The organism is Streptomyces sp. NBC_00433, from assembly GCA_036015235.1.
Taxonomy (GTDB): Bacteria; Actinomycetota; Actinomycetes; order Streptomycetales; family Streptomycetaceae; genus Actinacidiphila.
The window spans coordinates 171,185-191,829 of the sequence record CP107926.1 but is presented as its reverse complement, the minus strand read 5'-3'; the positions used below and the strand labels follow the sequence as shown (position 1 = coordinate 191,829).

Here is a 20,645-nt window from a genome sequence, read left to right as displayed (position 1 = left end):
GTCACGCGACGCCGACCGTGACACCCCCTCCGCCCCACCCCCCCTTTTTTTTCTTGTGTCTGCGGGGGGCGGGGCGGGGGGGTGTGCTGTGCGGGTTGTGCCCGGGCCGCTGGTGCGCCCCGGGCCTCATTTTTTTCTTTTTCCGACCGGTGGCAAGGCGGCTCCCGCCCCCGGGCCCGGCCCCCCGCACCCCCGCCCACCCCCCCCTTTTTTGTTCGGGTTCTGTCCCCGCCGGTCGGGGGCGGAACCCCGGGGGGTGTGTCCGGGGGCTTGGGGGGGTGGGCCCGGGCGGGGCGGGGGCGGGAGGCGATGGGAGGGGATTGGGGTGTCCACCGAACCGATCCGGGTGGTCGTCGTCGTGGGCTCGGTCCGCGCGGGGCGTCTGGCGCCGCAGGTGGCGCAGTGGTTCACCGGGCAGGCCGGGCAGCGCGGCGACCTGGTGGCCGAGGTGGTCGACCTGGTCGACCACCGGCTGCCCGACGACCTGGACCCGGCCGCACCCGAGGTGGCCGCGTTGCGGCCGGTGCTGGCCGCGGCTGACGCGTTCGTGTTCGTCGTGCCGGAGTACAACCGGGGTATCCCCGGGCCTTTGAAGACGCTGATCGACCATTACAACGCCGAGTGGGAAGCCAAGCCGGTGGGGTTCGTGACCTACGGGCTGAGCATGGCCGGCGGTGTGCGCGCGGTGGAGCACCTGCGGCAGGTCCTGGGGGAGTTCCACTGCGTGGCCATGAAGGATATCGCGATCTTCCCCCGGATCCTGAGCCATTTCGATACCGCCGGTGCGTTCGCCCCCGATGCGCAGGGGTGCAACGAGGCGGCGAAGGTCATGCTCGACCAGCTCGTCTGGTGGGCCGACGCGCTGCGGGCCGCCAAGGCCAAGCGCCCTTACCGCACCTGAGCGGACCCGAACAGCCACACCGTGGAGGGAAGAATCATGGGAGACAACGGCAAGGCGCCGGCCGACGACCAGACCTATGACGTGGCGATCCTGGGCGCGGGCATGGCCGGCGGGATGCTCGGCGCGGTCCTGGCCCGCAACGGCGTCAAGGTGCTGCTGATGGACGCCGGCACGCATCCGCGGTTCGCCGTGGGGGAGTCGACGATCCCCTACACCTCGTCGATGACGAAGATCATCGCCGAGCGGTACGGGGTTCCCGAGATCGAGCCGCTGGCCAGTTTCCGGGGCGTCAACGACAAGGTCAGCCCGATGTCGGGCAGGAAGTCGAACTTCGGTTTCGTCTACCACGTCGAGGGCCAGCCGCAGCGCCCGGAGCAGATCAACCAGCTGGTGATCCCCGAGTGGCAGCGCACCGAGTGCCACCTGTTCCGGCAGGACTCCGACGCGTACCTGTTCAACCTGGCGGTGGACTGCGGGGCCGACCCGTGTCTGGACACCCGCATCACCTCGATCGACATCGACCCGGACTCCGGGGTGGTGCTGCGCTCCGCGCAGGGCGCCCAGTTCCGGGCCAGGTACCTCGTCGACGGGGCCGGCTACCGCTCGCCGACGGCCGACGCGTTCAACCTGCGCGACGACCCGCCGCGGGCCCGGCACCACTCGCGGAGCCTGTTCACGCACATGGTGGGGGTCACCCCCTTCGATGACGCCTCGGCGGCGCAGGCCCACAAGAACCCCAGCCCCTGGCACCACGGCACGCTGCACCACGTCTTCGACGGCGGGTGGCTGTGGGTGATCCCGTTCGACAACCACGAGGGCGCCCTGAGCACGCTGTGCAGTGTGGGGCTGACCCTGGACGAGCGGGTGCACCCCAAGCCCGAGGGCAGCGCGCAGGAGGAGTTCGACGCCTTTCTGCAGCGGTTCCCGCAGATCGCCGAGCAGTTCACCGGCGCGCGGGCGGTACGGCCGTGGATCAGCACCGGGCGCCTGCAGTACTCGGCGTCCAACACCGTCGGCGAGCGCTACACGCTGACCTCGCACGCGGCGGGCTTCATCGACGCCCTGTACTCGCGCGGCCTGACCAACACCCTTGAGGTCGTCAACTCCCTGGCGTGGCGGCTGATCGCCGCGTCCCGGGACGGCGACTGGTCCACCGAGCGGTTCGCGTACATCGACGACCTCCAGCAGGGCCTCTACGACGTCCACGACGACCTGGTCTACTGCTCGTTCGTGGGCTTCCGCCACTACGAGCTGTGGAACGCGGTCACCCGGGTGTGGAAGACCACGAGCATCCTGCCGACGATGCGGATCGAGAACGCGCTGCGGGACTTCAAGGCCACCGGTGACGAGCAGGTGCTGCTGGAGCTGGAGAAGACCGACACGCCCGGCCTGCCCGCCCCGGTCGGCAAGGACATCAGCGCCCTCCTGGCCTTCACCCGGCAGACCTGCCAGGCCGTCGAGGCCGGCGAGCTGGAACCCGCGGCAGGCGCGGAGCGGATCTTCGCCTACCTGCGCGACACCCCGTTCGTGCCGGCTCCGCTGGAGCTGGGCGAGCCCGACAACCGCTACTTCGAGGCGACGCCGGAGCTGCTGGAGCGCCTCGGCCAGTGGGGGCGCAACCGCTCCCCGCAGCACATGCGGTCGCTGTTCGCCTGACCTTGCCCCTTCCCCACCCCTACCGGGTCCTCGGGCAGGCACCAGGACCGGGCCGGACCGAAATGAGGGTAGTGATATGCACAGCAGCTTGATCGTCGCCCGGATCGAACCCGGCGGCGACGGCGACGTGGCCCGGCTGTTCGCGGAGTTCGACCGCACCGAGATGCCGCACCTGATGGGGACGCGGCGCCGGCAGCTGTTCCAGTTCCGCGGCCTGTACTTCCACGTCCAGGACTTCGACGACACCGACGGCGGCGAGCGGATCGAGCAGGCCAAGGTCGACCCGCGCTTCATGAAGATCAGCGACGACCTCAAGCCGTTCATCCAGCCCTACGACCCGGCCACCTGGCGCTCGCCGGCCGACGCTCTGGCGACGCGGTTCTACAGCTGGGAGGGCTAAGACGTGTCCACCCGACGAGTCGTCATCACGGGGGTGGGCGTGCTGGCCCCCGGCGGCATCGGCGTCAAGAACTTCTGGAGCCTGCTGTCCGAGGGCCGCACCGCGACCCGCCGGGTCAGCTTCTTCGACCCGACGCCGTTCCGCTCCCAGGTCGCCGCCGAGATCGACTTCGATCCCGAGCTGTTCGGCCTGAGCCCGCAGGAGATCCGCCGGATGGACCGCTCGGCGCAGCTGGCGGTCGTCGCGACCGCCGAGGCGGTCGCCGACTCCGGCCTGGACGTCCAGGCCATGGACCCCTACCGGGTCGGCGTCGCCCTGGGCAGCGCGGTCGGCGCGACGATGGGCCTGGACCAGGAGTACCGCGTCGTCAGCGACGGCGGCCGGCACGACCTGGTCGACCACGAGTACGCCGTACCGCACCTGTACAACTACCTGGTGCCCTCCTCCAGCGCCGCCGAGGTGGCCTGGAAGGTCGGCGCGCAGGGCCCCACCACGGTGGTCTCCACCGGCTGCACCTCGGGCATCGACGCGGTCGGCTACGCGGTGGAGGTGATCAGGGAGGGCTCGGCCGAGGTGATGATCACCGGTGCGACCGACGCGCCGATCTCACCGATCACCCTGGCGTGCTTCGACGCGATCAAGGCCACCACGCCCCGCAACGACGACCCCGAGCACGCCTCGCGGCCCTTCGACGGGACCCGCAACGGCTTCGTGCTGGGGGAGGGCTCGGCGATCTTCGTCCTGGAGGAACTGGACAGCGCCCGGCGGCGCGGCGCGCACATCTACGCCGAGATCGCCGGCTACACCTCCCGCTGCAACGCCTTCCACATGACCGGGCTGCGCCCGGACGGCCTGGAGATGGCCGAGGCGATCTCGGTGGCCCTGGACCAGGCCCGGATGAACGCCACCGACATCGACTACATCAACGCGCACGGCTCGGGCACCAAGCAGAACGACCGGCACGAGACCGCGGCGTTCAAGCTGAGTTTGGGCGAGCACGCCCGCAAGGTCCCGGTCAGCTCCATCAAGTCGATGGTCGGCCACTCCCTGGGCGCGATCGGGTCGATCGAGATCGCCGCCTCGGTACTGGCGATGGCGCAGAACGTGGTGCCGCCGACGGCGAACCTGCACACCCCCGACCCCGAATGCGACCTGGACTACGTGCCGCTGACCGCACGGGACTGGCACACCGACACCGTGCTGACCGTCGGCAGCGGCTTCGGCGGCTTCCAGAGCGCGATGGTCCTCACCCGTCCCGAGCGGAGGCCGGTATGACGGCGACGACCGTGGTCACCGGCCTGGGGGTGGTCTCGCCCAACGGGCTGGGCGCCGCCCCCTACTGGGACGCCACCCGCGCCGGGAAATCCGGCATCGGGCGGGTCACCCGCTTCGACCCCTCGCAGTACCCGGCACGCCTGGCCGGCGAGGTCCAGGGCTTCGTCGCCGAGGACCATCTGACGGGCCGGATGATCGTACAGACCGACCACATGACGCGGATGGCGCTGGTCGCCGCCGACTGGGCGCTGGCCGACGCGGCGATCGAACCGCGCGGCCTGGACGGCTACCACATGGGCGTGGTCACCGCCAGCTCCGCCGGCGGCTTCGAGTTCGGCCAGGGCGAGCTGCGCAAACTGTGGAGCAGGGGCAGCCAGCACGTCAGCGCCTACCAGTCCTTCGCCTGGTTCTACGCCGTCAACAGCGGCCAGATCTCCATCCGGCACGGCATGAAGGGCCCCAGCGGCGTCGTCGTCAGCGACCAGGCCGGCGGCCTGGACGCACTGGCCCAGGCCCGCCGGCAGATCCGCGCCGGCACCCGCCTGATGGTCTCCGGCGCCGTCGACGCGACGATCTGCCCGTGGGGCTGGGTCGCGCAGCTGGCAGCGGGCCGGATGAGCACCAGCGACCAGCCGGCCCGCGCCTACCTGCCCTTCGACGCCGACGCCCGCGGCCACGTCCCCGGCGAGGGCGGCGCGATCCTGGTCCTGGAGGAGGCCGACGCCGCCGCCCTGCGCGGCGCCCGCATCTACGGCGAGATCGCCGGCTACGGCTCCACCTTCGACCCCCGCGACGCCACCGGCGGCGCGGGCCTGCGCAAGGCGATCGAAGTCGCCCTGGACGACGCCGGGGTCCGCCCCGCACAGGTCGACGTGGTCTTCGCCGACGCGGCCGGCATCCCCGAACTGGACCGCGCCGAGGCCGACGCGATCGGCGCGGTCTTCGGGCCGCGCGGCGTGCCGGTCACCGCACCCAAGACGATGACCGGCCGCCTGTCGTGCGGGGCGGGCGCCCTGGACACCGCGACCGCGCTGCTGGCCATCCGCGACTCGGTCATCCCGCCCACCGTCAACATCGAACCGGCCGCCGACTACGACCTGGACCTGGTCACCGGCCGCGGCCGCCCCACCCCGGTACGCACCGCTCTGGTGCTGGCCCGCGGATACGGCGGCTTCAACTCCGCGCTGGTGGTCCGGGCCCGCACCGCCCACGCCGCCGGGCCGCAGGCCGGGCCGGACCACACAGAAAGGACACGCTGATGACCGCTCGGCAGTTCACCCTGGACGACCTCAAGCGCATCCTGATCGAATGCGCCGGCGCCGACGAGGCCGTCGACCTCGACGGCGACATCCTCGACGAGGGCTTCGAGGCGATCGGCTACGAATCACTGGCGATCCTGGAGACCGGCGGCCGCATCGAGACCGAGTACGAGGTCGCCCTGGACGAGTCGGTCCTCTCCGTCCACGCCACCCCCCGCGAACTGATCGCCGCGGTCAACGAACTGCTGACGGTGGCGGCATGAGCACCCCGGGCGGGCCGCTGGCCCTGGTCTCCGGCGCCACCAGCGGCATCGGCCTGGCCGTCGCCCGGCTGCTGGCCACCCAGGGCCACCGGGTCTTCATCGGCGCCCGCGACGCGGCCGGCATCGAGGCCACCGTCAAGGAACTGCGCGCCGAGGGCCACGACGTCGCCGGCCGCACCCTGGACGTCCGCGAGGACACCTCGGTACGCGACTTCGTCGCCGCCGCCGTCGACCACATGGGCACCGTCGAGGTCCTGGTCAACAACGCCGGCCGCAGCGGCGGCGGAGTGACCGCCGACATCCCCGACGAACTGTGGCACGACGTGATCAACACCAACCTCAACAGCGTCTTCCGCCTGACCCGCGAGGTCCTGACCACCGGCGGGATGCGGCACAAGACCCGCGGGCGGATCATCAACATCGCCTCCACCGCCGGCAAGCAGGGCGTCGTCCTGGGCGCCCCCTACTCGGCGTCCAAACACGGCGTCGTCGGCTTCACCAAGGCACTCGGCAACGAACTCGCGCCGACCGGCATCACCGTCAACGCGGTCTGCCCGGGCTATGTGGAGACCCCCATGGCCCAGCGCGTCCGCGAAGGCTACGCGGTGGCCTACGACACCACCGAGGAGGCGATCCTGGAGCGCTTCACCGCGAAGATCCCCCTCGGCCGGTACTCCACGCCGCAGGAGGTCGCCGGCCTGGTCGGCTACCTGGCCTCGGACGCGGCCGCCTCCATCACCGCCCAGGCGCTGAACGTCTGCGGCGGCCTGGGCAACTTCTGAACCCAGCCAGGGAGGAACGAGCAATGGACACCCCCGTCGTCCGCGAGGTGGAGCACGAGATCACCGTCGCCGCCCCGGCCCGCGAGGTCTACCGGCTGATCGCCGAGGTGGAGAACTGGCCGCGGATCTTCCCGCCGACCATCCACGTCGACCAAGCAGGCCACGGCCCCGGCCACGAACGCATCCGGGTCTGGGCCACCGCCAACGGCGCCCCCAAGAACTGGACCTCACAGCGCGCCCTGCACCCCGACACCCTGCGCATCGACTTCCGCCAGGAGGTCTCCACCCCCCCGGTCGCCGCGATGGGCGGCGCCTGGATCATCGAACCGCTCTCCGCGGAGTCCTCCCGGGTCAGGCTCCTGCACGACTACCGGGCCATCGGCGACGACCCCGAGGGCCTGGCCTGGATCGAGCAGGCCGTGGACGGCAACTCCCGCTCGGAGCTGGCCGCGCTGCGCACCAACCTCGAACTGGTGGTCGGCTCGGAGAAGCTGACCTGGTCCTTCGCCGACACCGTCCACATCCAAGGCGACCCCAAGGACGTCTACGACTTCATCAACGAAGCCGACCTGTGGTCGCAGCGCCTGCCGCACGTGGTCCGGGTCAACCTCGGCGAGAGCGAACCGGGCCTGCAGGAACTGGAGATGGACACCATGTCCCCCAACGGGTCGGTGCACACCACCAAGTCCTACCGGGTCTGCTTCCCCCACGACCGGATCGTCTACAAGCAGACCACCCTGCCGGCCCTGATGGACCTGCACACCGGCTGCTGGACCTTCCAGCCCACCGCCACCGGCGTCGCGGCCACCTCCCAGCACACCGTCGTCCTCAAGGCCGAGAACGTCACCGCCTACCTGGGACCCGACGCCGGCGTCGCGGAAGGCAAGGCCCACGTCCAGGACGCACTGAGCACCAACAGCCGCGCCACCCTCGGACACGCCAAGACCTACGCCGAATCCCGCCGCTGACCACCGGGTTCGGCGCCGACCGCTGAACCGCCGGCGTTCGGCGCGTTTCTTCTTCAGGGCCGGGCCGCCGGATCGGGCTCCGGGGCCGGGCACCGGCCGCCACGAGGTCCGCGGCGGCCCCCCCCTTTTTTCGACGACACTTCGAGGAGGACCACATGGGCAAGCTCTCGGGCAAGACCGCGCTCGTCACCGGCGCCAGCCGCAACATGGGCCGCGCCATGGCGCTGCGCCTGGCCGCCGACGGCGCGCTGGTCGCGGTGCACTACAACAGCGGCAAGGACGAGGCCGAAGCGGTCGTGGAGACGATCCGCCAGGCCGGCGGGAAGGCCTTCGCGGTGGGCGCCGAACTCGGCGTGCCCGGCGACGTCGCCGACCTGTTCGCCGCCCTGGAGGCGGGGCTGAGCGAGCACGCCGGGGCCACCACGCTGAACATCCTGGTCAACAACGCCGGCGTGCTGGGCGGGATCTCCCCGGAGGAGACCACCTCCGAGCAGTTCGACCGGATCTACGCGGTCAACGCCAAGGCGCCGTTCTTCCTGATCCAGCGGGCCCTGCAGAACATGGCCGACGGCGGCCGCATCGTCAACATCTCCTCCGGCCTGACCCGCACCTCCAACCCCGACGAGATCGCCTACGCGATGTCCAAGGGCGCGGTGGAGATGCTCGCGCTGCACTTCGCCAAGCACCTCGGCCCGCGCGGGATCACCGTCAACAGCGTCGCCCCGGGCATCACCCGCAACGACAACCCGGTCTTCTCCATGCCCGAGGTCGTCACCGCGATGGCCTCGATGTCGGCGTTCAACCGGGTCGGCGAACCCGAGGACGTCGCCGACGTGGTGGCGTTCCTGTGCTCCGAGGACGCCCGGTGGATCACCGGCGCGTTCATCGACGCCAGCGGCGGCACCCTGCTGTGACCCCGCTGGCCGGGCCGGCCGCCGACGCCGCCCGCCGGCCCCCGCACGCCGGGGGCCGGCCGCCGACGTCGACGACCGGCCCGGCCCCACCCCCGACACCAGCCGCCCACCAGCCGCCTGCCGGTCCGTCACCGGCCGGCCGCCGATCGCTGACCTCGACCCGCGGGAGCCGGATGATGAAGACCGCCAAGTACCCGGCCGCCGGGCCCGCGGCCCGCCCGCCGGCCGGGGACCCCGCCCCGCGGTGGGGCCTGCTGGCCGTGCTGGCCGGCAACATGCTCATCGACTCCCTGGAGGTCTCGGCGACGCTCGTCGCGCTGCCGGCGGTGGGGGCCGGCTTCCACCTCGCCCCGAGCACCGCCCAGTGGGCGATGACCGCCTTCGCGATCGGCTTCGGCGGCCTGATGCTCTTCGGCGCCCGGGTGGTGGCCATCCACGGCGCACGCCGCGCGTACCTGCTGGCCCTGCTGGCCTTCGCGGCCGCCTCGCTGCTGGCCGGTGTGACCGGGAGCTTCGCGGTCCTGGTGGCCTGCCGGGTCGTCAAGGGCTTCTGCGCGGCACTGACCGCGCCGACCGGCCTCGCGATCATCCTCAACACCTTCCCCGAGGGACCCCCGCGCAGCAGGGCGATCTCGGTGTACACCGTCTTCGGCGCCGGCGGGTTCACCGGCGGGCTGCTGCTGTCCGGCCTGCTGACCGACATCAGCTGGCGGTGGACGTTCGCCGCCCCGGCGCCCGCGGCACTGCTGCTGTTCCTGCTGGGACTGCGCATGATCCCGGCCGCCGCCCCGGCCGCGGGCCCGCGCCGCCGCTACGACCTGGCCGGCGCGGCCACCGCGACAGGGGCACTGGTCTGCCTGGACCTGGCGATCGCCTCGTCGGCCGGCCACGGCGTCTCCAGCGTGCGCGTCTGGGGCGGCCTTGCCGGCTTCGCCGCCCTGGGCGCACTGTTCGCCGCCGTCGAGCGCGCCGCGGCCGACCCGCTGCTGCGCCTGCCCCCGCGCACCGGCAGGGCCGGCATGCTGCGCTCGGCACTGGGCGCGGGATCACTGAACGGCTCCTACCTGGCGCTGCTGGTCGTCATCACCTTCCAGTTCCAGACCAGCCAGGGCTGGTCGCCGCTGAGGACGGCGCTGGCGATCCTGCCGGCCAGCGTCCCGCTGGCCCTGCTCGCCCTGCGCTCCGGGCGGATGATCGCCCGCTTCGGGACCAGGCGGCTGATCGCCTACGGCGCCCTGCCACCGGTGGCGGGCTACCTGCTCTACGTGCGGCTGCCGGCGCACCCGGACTACCTCACCGCGGTACTGCCGACGATGCTGCTGGTCGGCGCCGGCTTCGTCCTGTCCTTCGCGGCGCTGAACACCCAGGCCACCGCCGACCTGCCGCCGGCCGAACGCGGCGGGGCCGCGGCCCTCTACCAGAGCGCCGTGCAGATCGCCGCGGTGGTCGCCCCCGCCGCGGCCGCGGCACTGTTCCAGTCCGGCCTGGCCGACGGCCCCGGGCACAGCTCCGCACTGCGGCCGGCGATATGGCTGGTGGTCGGGATCGGGGCGGTCGGGATGGTGGCGGCACTGACCGCACCGCGCCGCCGCCCCGCCCCGCTGCCGCGCCCCGCCCAGGCAGGAGCCGGCGCCAAGCAGCCCTGACCCCCGCACCCTTGCCGCACCGGCCCGACCCGCACCCCCCGCCCGGTCAGCCCAGGCTGCCCGGTCCGCCAGGTCCGGCCCCTCCCTCCACAGGCGAAGGTTGACTCCACCCATGACGACTGTCGCGAGCTCCGAGACCCCGCACGCCCAGCCCGGCGGGGAGCGTTCCGGGCCCCGGTCCCAGCGGGAGCGGCTGGCCGAACTCGGCATGATCAAGGAGCGGGCCCGCGCCGGGACCGGCGCCGCGGCCACCGAGCGCCAGCACGCCCGCGGCAAGCTCACCCCCCACGAGCGCATCGGCCTGCTGCTCGACCCGGGCTCGTTCACCGAGGTCGAAGGACTGCGCCGGCACCGCGCGACCGGATTCGGCCTGGAGGCCAAGCGGTACCACGGCGACGGCGTCGTCACCGGCTGGGGCACCGTCGAGGGCCGCACCGTGTTCGTCTACGCCCACGACTTCCGGATCTTCGGCGGCGCCCTCGGCGAGGCCCACGCCGCGAAGATCCACAAGATCATGGACATGGCCCTGGCGGCCGGCGCGCCGATCGTCTCGCTCAACGACGGCGCCGGCGCCCGCATCCAGGAAGGCGTCTCGGCGCTCGCCGGCTACGGCGGGATCTTCCAGCGCAACACCCGCGCCTCCGGCGTCATCCCGCAGATCAGCGTGATGCTCGGCCCGTGCGCGGGCGGCGCGGCCTACTCGCCGGCGCTGACGGACTTCGTGTTCATGGTCCGCGGGACCTCCCAGATGTTCATCACCGGCCCCGACGTGGTCCGCGCGGTCACCGGCGAGGAGATCACCCAGGACGGCCTGGGCGGCGCCGACGTGCACTCCGCCGTCTCGGGCGTGTCGCACTTCGTCTACGACGACGAGGCCACCTGCCTGCAGGACGTGCGCCACCTGCTGTCCTACCTGCCCTCCAACAACCGGCAGCTGCCCCCCGGCGCGCCCACCGACGACCCGGCAGAGCGCGCCAACCCCGCCCTGCTGGACCTGGTGCCGGCCGACCCCGCCCGGGTCTACGACATCCACCACGTCCTGGAAGAGCTCGCCGACGACGGCGAGTTCTTCGAGGTGCACACCGCCTGGGCGCCGAACGTGGTGTGCGCACTGGCACGCCTGGGCGGCGAGGTCGCCGGCGTGGTCGCCAGCCAGCCCGCCGCCTCGGCCGGCGTGCTGGACATAGACGCCAGCGAGAAGGCGGCACGCTTCGTGCAGTTCTGCGACGCCTTCAACATCGCGCTGGTCACCCTGGTCGACGTGCCCGGCTTCCTGCCGGGAGTCGACCAGGAGCACCACGGCATCATCCGCCGCGGCGCGAAACTGCTCTACGCGTACTGCAACGCCACCGTGCCGCGGATCTCACTGGTGCTCCGCAAGGCCTACGGCGGGGCCTACATCGTCATGGACTCCCGCTCGATCGGCACCGACCTGGCGCTGGCCTGGCCCACCAACGAGATCGCCGTGATGGGCGCCGAGGGCGCCGCGAACGTCATCTTCCGCCGGGAGATCAGCGCCGCCCCGGACCCCGAGGCAGCCCGCCAGTACCGGATCAAGGAGTACAAGGCCGAGCTGATGCACCCCTACTACGCCGCCGAGCGCGGCCTGGTGGACGACGTCATCGACCCGGCCGACACCCGCAAGGTCCTGATCCGCGCACTGGCGATGCTGCGCGGCAAACACGCCGAGCTGCCCCACCGCAAGCACGGCAACCCCCCGCAGTAGCAAGGGGGGCCCCAGCCCCACACCCCTTTCGGGGTGCTCTTCGACGGGCGAGGCGATCGGTGGCGGCAGCAGCCGGCACCACCACGACCGCTTCCAATCCCCAAGAGCACCACCAACCGAAAGGAGTCACCCGTGGTCACACAGGCACCGCCTCAGCAACCCACGCCGTCGCTGCCGCAGACCTCCAGACCCGCACCCCGCAACCGCCTGCACTCCCTGACCGGGATGCGCGCGGTCGCCGCGGCGATGGTCTTCGTCTTCCACACCACCCAGCCGCAGATCAGCCCGTTCACCGGCGCCACCGCCGGGAGGGCGGCACGCTGGTTCACCTGCTTCGGCCCGATCGGGGTGTCGTTCTTCTTCATCCTCAGCGGCTTCGTCCTGACCTGGGCCGCCCGCAAGGGCGACACCCCCGGCCGGTTCTACCGCCGCCGCCTGGTACGCATCTACCCCAACCACGTCGTGACCTTCGCCGCGGCGATGGTGCTGTTCGCCTCGGTGGGCTTCATGACCGGCACCAAGGCCACCGCACCGCGGCTGTGGCTGCCCAACCTGCTGCTGCTGCACGCCTGGACACCGCACCTGGACGTCCAGCTGGGGGTGAACCCGCCGAGCTGGTCACTGTCCTGCGAGGCGCTGTTCTACCTGTGCTTCCCGCTGCTGTACGCCCTGATCCGCAAGATCCCCCCGCGCGCCCTGTGGGCCGCGGCCGGTATCACCGCGGGCCTGGTCGTGGCGGTCCCGGCACTGGTCTACGCCCTCCTGCCGGGAGTCCACGGCGCCGCAGGCCCCATGGGACTGCCGGTGACACCCGACCAGATGTGGCTGGTCTACGCCTTCCCGCCGGTCAGGCTGCTGGAGTTCGCCCTGGGCATGCTGATGGCCCGGATCGTGCTGACCGGCCGGTGGATCCCGGTCCCGACCACCGCCGCCGCGCTCCTGGCGGTCGGCGGGTTCTTCCTGACGTTCTCCCTGCCCTTCCTCTACCGTTTCGACGCGGCCACCGTGGTGCCGCTGGCCCTGCTGATCCCGGCGGCCGCAGCGGCGGAGGGCCGCGGCCGCCGATCGATCATGAGCAGCCGGCCCATGGTCCGCCTCGGCGACCTGTCCTTCGCGTTCTTCATGATCCACGCCGTCATGCTCGTCACCCTCACCCGCCTGTTCGCCGGCCACCAGCGGTGGTCCGACGGCCAGGCCTACGGGGCGATCGCCGCATACGCCACGCTGTGCCTGGCGGCGGCCTGGGTGCTGAACACCTTCGTGGAACGCCCGATGGTGCGGTACTTCAGCCAGTCGCGAGCCGCGCGAGCCGAGCGCGCCTCCGCCTGACCGGTACCGCCTTACGCCCGGCCCGGCCGGAGCGCTCCCGCGCCCCGGCCGGGCCGGGCCCACCGACCTACCGCACCCGCGTGTTACTGCCGTATCGATCGCCGTTCTTCCTGCCGATTTGTCTTGCCGTGCCGTGCCGGTGCCGGGATGCCCGGACGCCGGCGCCATCCCCGCGTCGATCACGAACCCGCTGCCACGGCCGGTGCCGGGCGGCGCACTTTTTGGAGGACAGCCATGGACGAGGTCAGCATCTGGGTGGGCGCCGCCCCGGAGGCGGTGTGGGCGGTCGTGGCCGACCCCACCCGCTACGGCGAGTGGAGCCCGGAGAACCAAGGCGGCCGCTGGCAGAGCGGGGCCGAGCCCGGACCCGGCGCGGTCTTCAAGGGCACCAACAAGCGCGGCGTCGTGCGCTGGACGACGACCTGCACGGTACTGGAGTACGACGCGCCCAAGCGCTTCGCCTTCGAGGTCGCCGAATCGCGGATGCGCTGGGGCTACCGCCTGGAGCCGCAGGCCGGCGGCACCCTGGTCACCGAGTGGCGCGAGCACGCCGGACCGCTGCCGATACCGGCGCGCATCATCACCGCCAGCAGGCTCCTGGGCAGGGACCGCGAGCAGCTGATGGTCGACGGCATGCAGGCCACACTGGAGCGCGTCAAACGCGCGGTCGAAACCGACCGGCGGTAACCGGCCATGCGCGGCCTGAGCCGGTACGAGAACACCGTCGTCCTGCGGTACGGGACCGCGGACACCGCCGCCTTCACCCGGCAGGCGCACCGGATCCTGCAGACCCGGATCGGCGGCTACCGCGGCTACGGCGTCACCGGATCACTGATCGTGCCGGTGGCACTGGACCTGGCCGACGCAGGCGACCCGACGAGGCTGGGACTGCGGATCAGCGCCGAACCGCACGCCGGCACCGGCAGCGCACCACTGGACCTGGACGCGGTCATCGAACCCGACCCGTACGCCGGACTGCGCCTGGCCGGCCTCGGCCCGGTGCCGCTGCCGCTGCGCCGGGGCACCGTCGACGCGGTGCGCTGCGCGACGCTCGTCTTCGGCCTCGGAGACATCGACAGCGAGGGCCCGACCGCCGAGTTCGGCCTGACCGTGCGCTCGGAGGCCGGCCTGCAGTGCGCCTACGCCTGCGGCACCCTGCACGAGCCCTACGCCCCGCGGTGGGAGGCCTCGGTCCGCTCGGCCGCCGTCGCGGCCCGCGACCGCGGCCTGCCCGCGTCCGCCGCGGTCGGCCAGATCGCCGCACACTGCCTGGCCTGACAGCCGCCGGGCCCCGGCAGAACAAGGAGGCGGCGCCCATGCCCGCACCGCTGCGCTGGGCCCTCCTCTTCCTCCTGCGGTGCCTGCGGGACTTCGGATACCTGATGGTCTGCATCCCCCACCCGCCCCGGCACCCGCCCGCGCCCCCCCGGCCCGCGGCGCCGGGCCACCCCGAGCAGGTCACCCCGCTCTCCGCACTGCCCCCCAGGAGCGGCGCCGCTGGAAGGACCTGGAAAAACAACTCCGCTGACCTGCCGGGCCGCCGGGCCCGACGGCCCGGCAGGTCAGCCGGCGCTCGCCCCGGCGGGGCGGAAGGCGTCGGTGGCCGCCAGCACGGCGGCCCTGGTGGCGTCCCCCGACAGCCCGTGCCCCTCGCGGTCGACCAGCACCAGGCGCGCGTCGGCCCACACCTGCGCCAGCTGCCAGGCGATGTCCGGCGGCCCGCTGATGTCCATCCGCCCGTGGACCATCACCCCGGGGATCCCGGCGAGCCTTCCCGCACCGCGCAGCAGCTCCCCGTCGCCGAGGAAGCCGGCGTGCCGCCAGTAGTGCGTGACCAGGCGGGCGAAGCGCAGCCGGAAGCGCGGGTCGAGGTAGCGGGGATCGGGCCGGTGGCCGCCGTGGGTGGCCACGTGCACGTCCTCCCACCGGCACCACTCGGCCGCCGCCCGCTCGCGCACCCGCGGATCGGGGTCGGCGAGCATCACCGCGTACGCCTCGGCCAGGTCGCCCCCGCGCGCCGCCTGCGGCACCGCGTCGCGGAAGCGGGCCCACTGCTCGGGGAAGACCCGCCCCATGTCCCGCGTGATCCACTCCACCTCGCGGCGGGTGGTGCTGGTGACGCTGAAGAGCACCAGCTCCGAGACGCGCGAGGGATGCCGCTCGGCATAGGCCAGCGCCAGCGTCACCCCCCAGGAGCCCCCCAGCACCAGCCACTCGCCGACGCCCAGGTGCCCGCGCAGCAGCTCGATGTCGGCGACCAGGTGCGCGGTGGTGTTCGCCGCCAGCGAGGTCCCCCACTGCGCCGCGTCCGGCGTGCTGCGCCCGCACCCGCGCTGGTCGAACAGCACGACACGGTAGGCCGCCGGGTCGAACAGCCGGCGCCAGAACGCCCCCGCCCCCGACCCGGGCCCGCCGTGCAGGACCACCGCCGGCTTGCCCGCAGGATTCCCGCAGGCCTCCCAGTACACGCGGTTCCCGTCGCCGACGTCGAGCACCCCGTGCTCGTACGGCTCGACGGGGGGATAGAGCCCGGCCATGTGCGACGCACCCCCCTGCTCCGATCTGACAGCACTGTTACATTATCAGGGTGAGGAACCCCCCCGACCCGGCGGCCGTCGGCACCCTGCTGCGCCACGTCCTGGAACTGCTCGACGGCGACGTGGCCGGGGTCTACCGGGAGCAGGGCCTGCCCGACTACCGGCCCCGCTTCTCCCCGGTCGTCCGCGCCCTGCTGGCCCACGGCCCGCTGCCGGTCCGCGACCTGGCCGCCGCACTGGGCGTCACCCACTCCGCCGCCAGCCAGACCGCCGCCCAGATGGCCCGCGCGGGCCTGGTCACCCACACCGCCGACCCCCGTGACGCCCGCCGCCGCCTGGTCGAGCTGACCGACAGGGCCCACGCCCTGCTGCCCCGGATCCAGGCCGAGTGGAACGCGACAGCGGCGGCGATGAGGGAACTCGACGCGGAGCTGCCGATGCCGCTGGCCGACCTGCTGACCCAGGTGTCCCGGGCGATCGAACGCCGCCCGTTCGGCCTGCGCATCGCGGACGCCCGCCAGCGGTAGGCCCGCACGGCCCCGGGCGCCGGCGGCGCGGCCCGTTACCTTCCGCGCCCCCGGACGCGGGCACCCCTAGGACGCGTGTTCGCCGCCGCGGCCGCCGCCGGGCGCGTCGTGTGCCGGTAGCCGCAGGCGTGTCGCGCGGCCGGCCCGCGGCGGCGCGCCCGGCCGGCACCGTCCGTGCCCGCCGCATCCAACAGTTACCGATATGTCCGGAATTCGTAACGTCGTCCCGGTGATCCTCCGGCCGGGCCGGTATCCGGGCCACAGTGGTGCATCTCGGCACCGGCCGGGAGTAATAGCACCATTGGTACGGCTCCGGCCGTGCCCGCACGAAAGGGGACCAAGTGTCCCGTATCGCCTTCCGCTTGACCGCGACCGCCCTGGTGGCCGGCTCCGCCCTCGCCGCCGCGGCCCTGCCCGCGGCGGCCGCCGACCACGGCCGGCGTCACGAGCAGCGCCCGCAGGTGGTCCTCGGCGAGGTCCAGCACGCGGCCCCGGGCCGCTCCCACCGGTCGCCGAACGAGCAGTGGGTCACCGTCACCAACACCTCCGGCCGCCCGGTGAGCCTGGACCGCTGGACCCTCAGCGACTCCGACCACCACACCTACTGGTTCGGCCACGTCACGCTGCGCGGGCACCAGTCGGTGCGCGTCCACGCCGGCAACGGCCGCGACACCGGCCGCGACCTGTACCAGGGCAGCCGCATCGCGGTGTGGGACGCCTCCGACACCGCGACGCTGCGCGACAGCCGCGGACACGTCGTCGACACCGAGTCGTGGGGACGCCGCCACCACCACCACCGCTGACCCGGCCCCCGGGCCGGTGGACCCGCGCCCGGCCGCCCGCAGGGGCGGCCGGGCGCGCCGGCGTGTGCCCGGCCGGGCGGGTACGGGCGGGCGACGGCCTGCGCGGCGACGGCGTGCGCACCGGGCGCCCTCCGGCGCCTCGGGCGCGCACGCCTGGGCCCCGTCGGCCGGGCGGGTGTCACTTCGCCCGGCGGCGTGCCGCCCGCGCGGAGTGGTGGACCTCGCTCTGCTGCGGCTCGTGCCACGACCCGGCGCGCGGCTGCGGCGCCCGCCCTGCCCCGCGCCGGCGCGCGACCGCCTTGGCCCCCCACCAGAAGGCGAGTATCAGCACCCCCACGATGATGATGCCGAAGATCACAGCCCACGCCACGACGCCCGAAGACGCCAGCTCGGTGGTCTGCCGCACCGCTGTGTCCATGGGGATCCGCCTTTCCGCATACGCCTGCCCCGGGGCGCCTGCCCGCGACCGGAAGGGGCCCGTGGCGAAGCCGCCCTCCCGCTGCGGCTGCCCGACCAGCCCGCCGCGAAACAGCCCGCCCCGGGCGCCCCTGCCGGCAGCCGCCCGCCTGAGGAACAAGCACCCACCTCGATACGCGGCGGCAGCGCAGAGCCGGCCTCGCGCCGTACGGCGCCGGCACGGTCGCCGCCAGGTCCGCCCCCGCCGCGCACGGCCCGGTCGGCCACGGCTCCCCGCCGCCTCGCGTGCCGGACCGCGTGCCGGGTGCGGGTCAGCCCTTGCAGGCGGGGTCGGCCAGTACGACGGGCGCGGCCTCGCGCGTGGTGACGAACGCGCGGTAACCCGGGGCCCCGGCGACGCACTTGGTCGCGATGTTCGCGAACCCGTCGGGGAAGTTGGTGACGTCGGCCGGAGTGTCGTCCCCGCGGTGGCCGGAGACCGGCGAATCCCCCAGCCCCCGCCGGTCGCTGGAGCATCCGGACAGTGCCGACACCACGATGACAGCGGACACCGCCGCAACCAGACATCTCGTCATACGCCGCTTCATCGCATCCCCCACCTCGACCCGCACGCCCCCTCCGGGGCGGACGCCATGAAGGACACCCCGCGAGCCCACCCGGTTCCCCCGCCCCCCGGCCCGCGCCGCCCAGGTCGGCCCGGCCGCGAGGCGGGCCCGTCCCCGCACGACCGGGTCCGCCCGGCTCGTGGCGTGCCGCGCACGCCCGGGGGCGTCCGCGCGCCCCGGCAGCGGCGGGTGACACCCCTCCCAGGTGCGCGATTCGCACGCTATCCGATGTGCGATTCGAGATAGGGTCGGGGCCTGGAGGTGTGCGGTATGCCCACGGAGGACGAGCTGTTCGGCGCGGTCGACGAGCTGCTGGAGCGGGTGGCCGCCGCGGAGGCCCTGCCGCCGCCGGCGGAGCGCAGGCGGCTGCGGGAGGCCGCCGGGCTGAGCCAGGCGCAGGTCGCCAAGGCGGTCGATACGCGCAGGGAGGCCGTGGGGAACTGGGAGTCCGGCCGTACGGAGCCGCGCCCGCCGCAGCGCGCCGCCTACGCCCGGCTCCTGGAGGGCCTGGCCGCACGCTTCCCCGCCCCGCAGGCCCCGGCCGCCCCGGTACCCGGACCGCAGCCGGCCGCCGCCGTACCGCAGACGCCCGCCGTCCCCGCACCCCCGGCGCCGCAGGCCGGGCCCGCGCCGCGGCGTCCGCAAGCCGCCGCGCCCGCGCCGCGCCGGCCTGCCGCCGGTGCAACCCCCGCCGCCGCGGATCCGCGGTTCGCGCACGGGCCGCTGGGCGTGCTGGACGGCGACGGCCTGCTGTACTGCGCGGGCGGCCTGGTGCTGGAGTGCCCGGCCGCGACGGTGCCGGAGCTGGTGGAGTGGACGCTCGCGCAGGGCAGGCTCGGGGCGGTGCGGCTTCACCCGTGGGGGAGGGACTCCGACCCGCTGGTCGTGGTGACGGCGGCCGGCGCGGCCCGGCTGGGGCTGCCGGAGGCTCTGGAGGACCGGCGTGCGCTGCGGCTGCCGGAGGACCACGCGGCCGTACGCCAGATCGCGAAGGCGAAGTGGCAGCTGACCCAGCGCGGCTTCGGCCCGTGGGCCCGGATCTACCGGCCCGCGCAGGGGCGGCAGCGGCAGTGCGTGCAGCTGGCCGTGCTGCCGTGGGGCGCCCTGGACTCCCGGGCCTGGGCGGCCGCCGACCGGCTGCCGCCGGCGGAGCTCGCCCGCGTGCTGTCCCTCTACGCCGCCCGGGTGCTGACCCCGCGCGGCTCCACCGCGGTGGCCGGGCTGGAGCTGATGACCGCGCTGCGCCCGCCCACCCGGGCGGTCAGGGACGATACGGCCGGCACCTGGGCCCCGGGGCCGGTGCCCGGCTCGCTGACCGCAGCGGTCGACCCGGCGCCGCCGGAGGCCCCGGACGAACACCCCGTGGTGGCCGCGTCGTTCCCGCGCGGGCAGCAGCGCACGCAGGCCGACGTCCTGGACGAGGAGGCGTTCGACTGGGCCCGCGACCCGCAGGCGCTCACCGACGCCGAGTGCGCGAAGCAGTTCGCGGTCGGCGTCGATGTGAACACCGCGTTCCTCGCGGCCGCGAACCGCCTGCCGGTCGGCCTGTCGGGGCCGGAGCACGTGAAGGCGCCGCGGTTCGACAAGACCGTCCCGGGGTCGTGGCTGGTGGACCTGTCCGGTATCGGCATGGACCCCCGGCTGCCCAACCCGTTCACCCCGCACGGCCACCGCCCCGACGGCCCGGCCTGGTACGCCACCCCGACCGTCGCCTACGCCGCCGAGCTGATCGACACCTACGGCCTGCCGCTGGCCGTCGCGCCGATCGAGGCGTACGTGCGCAGGGACGCGGGCCCCTACCTCGACCCCTGGTACAAGCACCTGTCCGCGGCGTACAAGCAGACGATGGCCGACCTGGGGGTGACCGCCGATCTGAGCGCGGGGCAGTTCCTCGCGGCGATGGCGGCCCACCGGCAGGCCGACCCCGGTCTTGCCGCGGTGCTCTCCGCGATCAAGTCGACGGTCAAGGGCGGCATCGGGAAGCTGCGCGAGCGCCCGCAGGGCGCCGCCTACCGGCCGGGGGAGCGGTGGCCGGCGCTGGAGCGCCCCACCTGGCGCCCCGACATCCGCGCGGCCGTCGTGGCCGCGGCCCGGGTGAACATGCACAGGAAGCTCCTCAAGGTCGCGGCCGCCACCGGCGGTATGCGCCCGGCGGCCCGGGTCGGCGGGGTGTGGACGGTGCTGCCCGGCCCGGGCGCGCTGACGCCGATCGCGGTGCTCTCGGACTGCGCGCTCTACCCGTCGGCGGGCCCGTCGCCGCTGGACGTGCTGCCCTACGACGCGGCGGGCAAGCCGGCCCCCGGCACCTTCCGCCTCGGCGTCTCGCCCGGCATGGTCAAGCACGAGGGCACGCGGCCGCTGTACTGGGCGGTGGAGCTGCTGGAGCAGGAGACCAACCCGGCCCGGCACATCAAGGCCGACGAGCCGTAGGCACCGGGCACCCGCAAGCGTCCGCCCCCGACGCCTTCGACCCGGCCGCTCTGCGGTGCCACCGGGAGCGCCTGCCGCCCCTGCCGGGCCCTACCCCGGGCCGCGGCCCTGAACGTCCCGGGGGCTGCGGGGTCCCTATCCTGAACGGGCCGTCCCGGCATCCGCGAACGGCCCGGGGCGGCCCGGCAGGGAGGCGCGATGATCCAC

At 73.8% G+C, this 20,645-nt stretch carries 20 protein-coding genes; 17 read left to right on the top strand and 3 right to left on the bottom strand.

Annotation, left to right across the window (positions count from 1 at the left end; all coding sequences use genetic code 11):
- The first annotated feature begins 325 nt into the window (after nucleotides 1-325).
- From OG900_00805 to OG900_00740, 14 genes are all read left to right on the top strand, one after another.
- Nucleotides 326-901 carry an NAD(P)H-dependent oxidoreductase gene (locus OG900_00805; protein WUH88806.1) on the top strand — a complete coding sequence of 192 codons (576 nt, stop codon included), beginning with the start codon at nucleotides 326-328 and terminating at the stop codon, nucleotides 899-901.
- Between the two features lie 36 nt (nucleotides 902-937).
- Entirely contained in the window at nucleotides 938-2,557 is a 1,620-nt protein-coding gene (locus OG900_00800; GenBank protein WUH88805.1) for a tryptophan 7-halogenase, read from the top strand.
- A 76-nt stretch (nucleotides 2,558-2,633) separates the two neighbouring features.
- Complete coding sequence (locus tag OG900_00795) at nucleotides 2,634-2,957, top strand: TcmI family type II polyketide cyclase (GenBank protein WUH88804.1); 324 nt, start codon at nucleotides 2,634-2,636, stop codon at nucleotides 2,955-2,957.
- Nucleotides 2,958-2,960: 3 nt separating this feature from the next.
- On the top strand, nucleotides 2,961-4,232 hold the full coding sequence (locus OG900_00790; protein ID WUH88803.1) for a beta-ketoacyl-[acyl-carrier-protein] synthase family protein: 1,272 nt from the start codon (nucleotides 2,961-2,963) through the stop codon (nucleotides 4,230-4,232).
- Nucleotides 4,229-5,491, top strand: a complete 1,263-nt coding sequence (locus tag OG900_00785) for a ketosynthase chain-length factor (GenBank protein ID WUH88802.1) — start codon at nucleotides 4,229-4,231, stop codon at nucleotides 5,489-5,491. Before OG900_00790 ends, OG900_00785 begins: the two co-directional genes overlap by 4 nt.
- A complete protein-coding gene (locus tag OG900_00780; GenBank protein WUH88801.1) occupies nucleotides 5,491-5,754 on the top strand; it encodes a phosphopantetheine-binding protein in 264 nt (87 codons plus the stop codon). The genes OG900_00785 and OG900_00780 overlap by 1 nt, the downstream gene beginning before the upstream one ends.
- Nucleotides 5,751-6,536, top strand: a complete 786-nt coding sequence (fabG, locus tag OG900_00775) for a 3-oxoacyl-ACP reductase FabG (GenBank protein WUH88800.1) — start codon at nucleotides 5,751-5,753, stop codon at nucleotides 6,534-6,536. Before OG900_00780 ends, fabG begins: the two co-directional genes overlap by 4 nt.
- A gap of 23 nt (nucleotides 6,537-6,559) precedes the next feature.
- On the top strand, nucleotides 6,560-7,504 hold the full coding sequence (locus OG900_00770) for an aromatase/cyclase (GenBank protein WUH88799.1): 945 nt from the start codon (nucleotides 6,560-6,562) through the stop codon (nucleotides 7,502-7,504).
- A gap of 155 nt (nucleotides 7,505-7,659) precedes the next feature.
- The gene (locus tag OG900_00765; GenBank protein WUH88798.1) at nucleotides 7,660-8,418 is read left to right on the top strand and encodes an SDR family oxidoreductase; all 759 of its coding nucleotides are present in this window, start codon (nucleotides 7,660-7,662) and stop codon (nucleotides 8,416-8,418) included.
- 176 nt (nucleotides 8,419-8,594) lie between these two features.
- Nucleotides 8,595-10,064, top strand: coding sequence for an MFS transporter (locus tag OG900_00760; protein ID WUH88797.1), 1,470 nt, complete (start codon nucleotides 8,595-8,597; stop codon nucleotides 10,062-10,064).
- Nucleotides 10,065-10,272: 208 nt separating this feature from the next.
- Nucleotides 10,273-11,790 carry an acyl-CoA carboxylase subunit beta gene (locus OG900_00755; GenBank protein ID WUH95571.1) on the top strand — a complete coding sequence of 506 codons (1,518 nt, stop codon included), beginning with the start codon at nucleotides 10,273-10,275 and terminating at the stop codon, nucleotides 11,788-11,790.
- Between the two features lie 132 nt (nucleotides 11,791-11,922).
- Nucleotides 11,923-13,119 (top strand): acyltransferase, encoded by a 1,197-nt coding sequence (locus OG900_00750; GenBank protein ID WUH88796.1) that lies wholly within the window; start codon nucleotides 11,923-11,925, stop codon nucleotides 13,117-13,119.
- Between the two features lie 234 nt (nucleotides 13,120-13,353).
- Nucleotides 13,354-13,806 (top strand): SRPBCC family protein, encoded by a 453-nt coding sequence (locus tag OG900_00745; protein WUH88795.1) that lies wholly within the window; start codon nucleotides 13,354-13,356, stop codon nucleotides 13,804-13,806.
- A 6-nt stretch (nucleotides 13,807-13,812) separates the two neighbouring features.
- A complete protein-coding gene (locus OG900_00740; GenBank protein ID WUH88794.1) occupies nucleotides 13,813-14,397 on the top strand; it encodes a hypothetical protein in 585 nt (194 codons plus the stop codon).
- A gap of 284 nt (nucleotides 14,398-14,681) precedes the next feature.
- Here OG900_00740 and pip read toward each other — a convergent pair whose 3' ends face one another.
- Nucleotides 14,682-15,656 (bottom strand): prolyl aminopeptidase, encoded by a 975-nt coding sequence (pip, locus tag OG900_00735; GenBank protein WUH88793.1) that lies wholly within the window; start codon nucleotides 15,654-15,656, stop codon nucleotides 14,682-14,684.
- A gap of 50 nt (nucleotides 15,657-15,706) precedes the next feature.
- Here pip and OG900_00730 point away from each other — a divergent pair, with 50 nt between their 5' ends.
- Both OG900_00730 and OG900_00725 read left to right on the top strand, forming a co-directional pair.
- Nucleotides 15,707-16,183: a MarR family transcriptional regulator gene (locus OG900_00730; GenBank protein ID WUH88792.1), complete on the top strand. Its 477-nt coding sequence runs from the start codon at nucleotides 15,707-15,709 to the stop codon at nucleotides 16,181-16,183.
- A gap of 341 nt (nucleotides 16,184-16,524) precedes the next feature.
- Entirely contained in the window at nucleotides 16,525-16,986 is a 462-nt protein-coding gene (locus tag OG900_00725; protein ID WUH88791.1) for a lamin tail domain-containing protein, read from the top strand.
- 178 nt (nucleotides 16,987-17,164) lie between these two features.
- On the opposite strand, the gene OG900_00720 is transcribed toward OG900_00725, so the two are convergent.
- Together OG900_00720 and OG900_00715 are read right to left on the bottom strand one after the other, a co-directional pair.
- Nucleotides 17,165-17,404, bottom strand: a complete 240-nt coding sequence (locus OG900_00720; protein ID WUH88790.1) for a DUF6479 family protein — start codon at nucleotides 17,402-17,404, stop codon at nucleotides 17,165-17,167.
- Nucleotides 17,405-17,714: 310 nt separating this feature from the next.
- Nucleotides 17,715-17,978 carry a hypothetical protein gene (locus tag OG900_00715; GenBank protein ID WUH88789.1) on the bottom strand — a complete coding sequence of 88 codons (264 nt, stop codon included), beginning with the start codon at nucleotides 17,976-17,978 and terminating at the stop codon, nucleotides 17,715-17,717.
- Between the two features lie 300 nt (nucleotides 17,979-18,278).
- Here OG900_00715 and OG900_00710 point away from each other — a divergent pair, with 300 nt between their 5' ends.
- Nucleotides 18,279-20,438, top strand: coding sequence for a helix-turn-helix transcriptional regulator (locus tag OG900_00710; GenBank protein WUH88788.1), 2,160 nt, complete (start codon nucleotides 18,279-18,281; stop codon nucleotides 20,436-20,438).
- The last annotated feature ends 207 nt before the right edge of the window (nucleotides 20,439-20,645 follow it).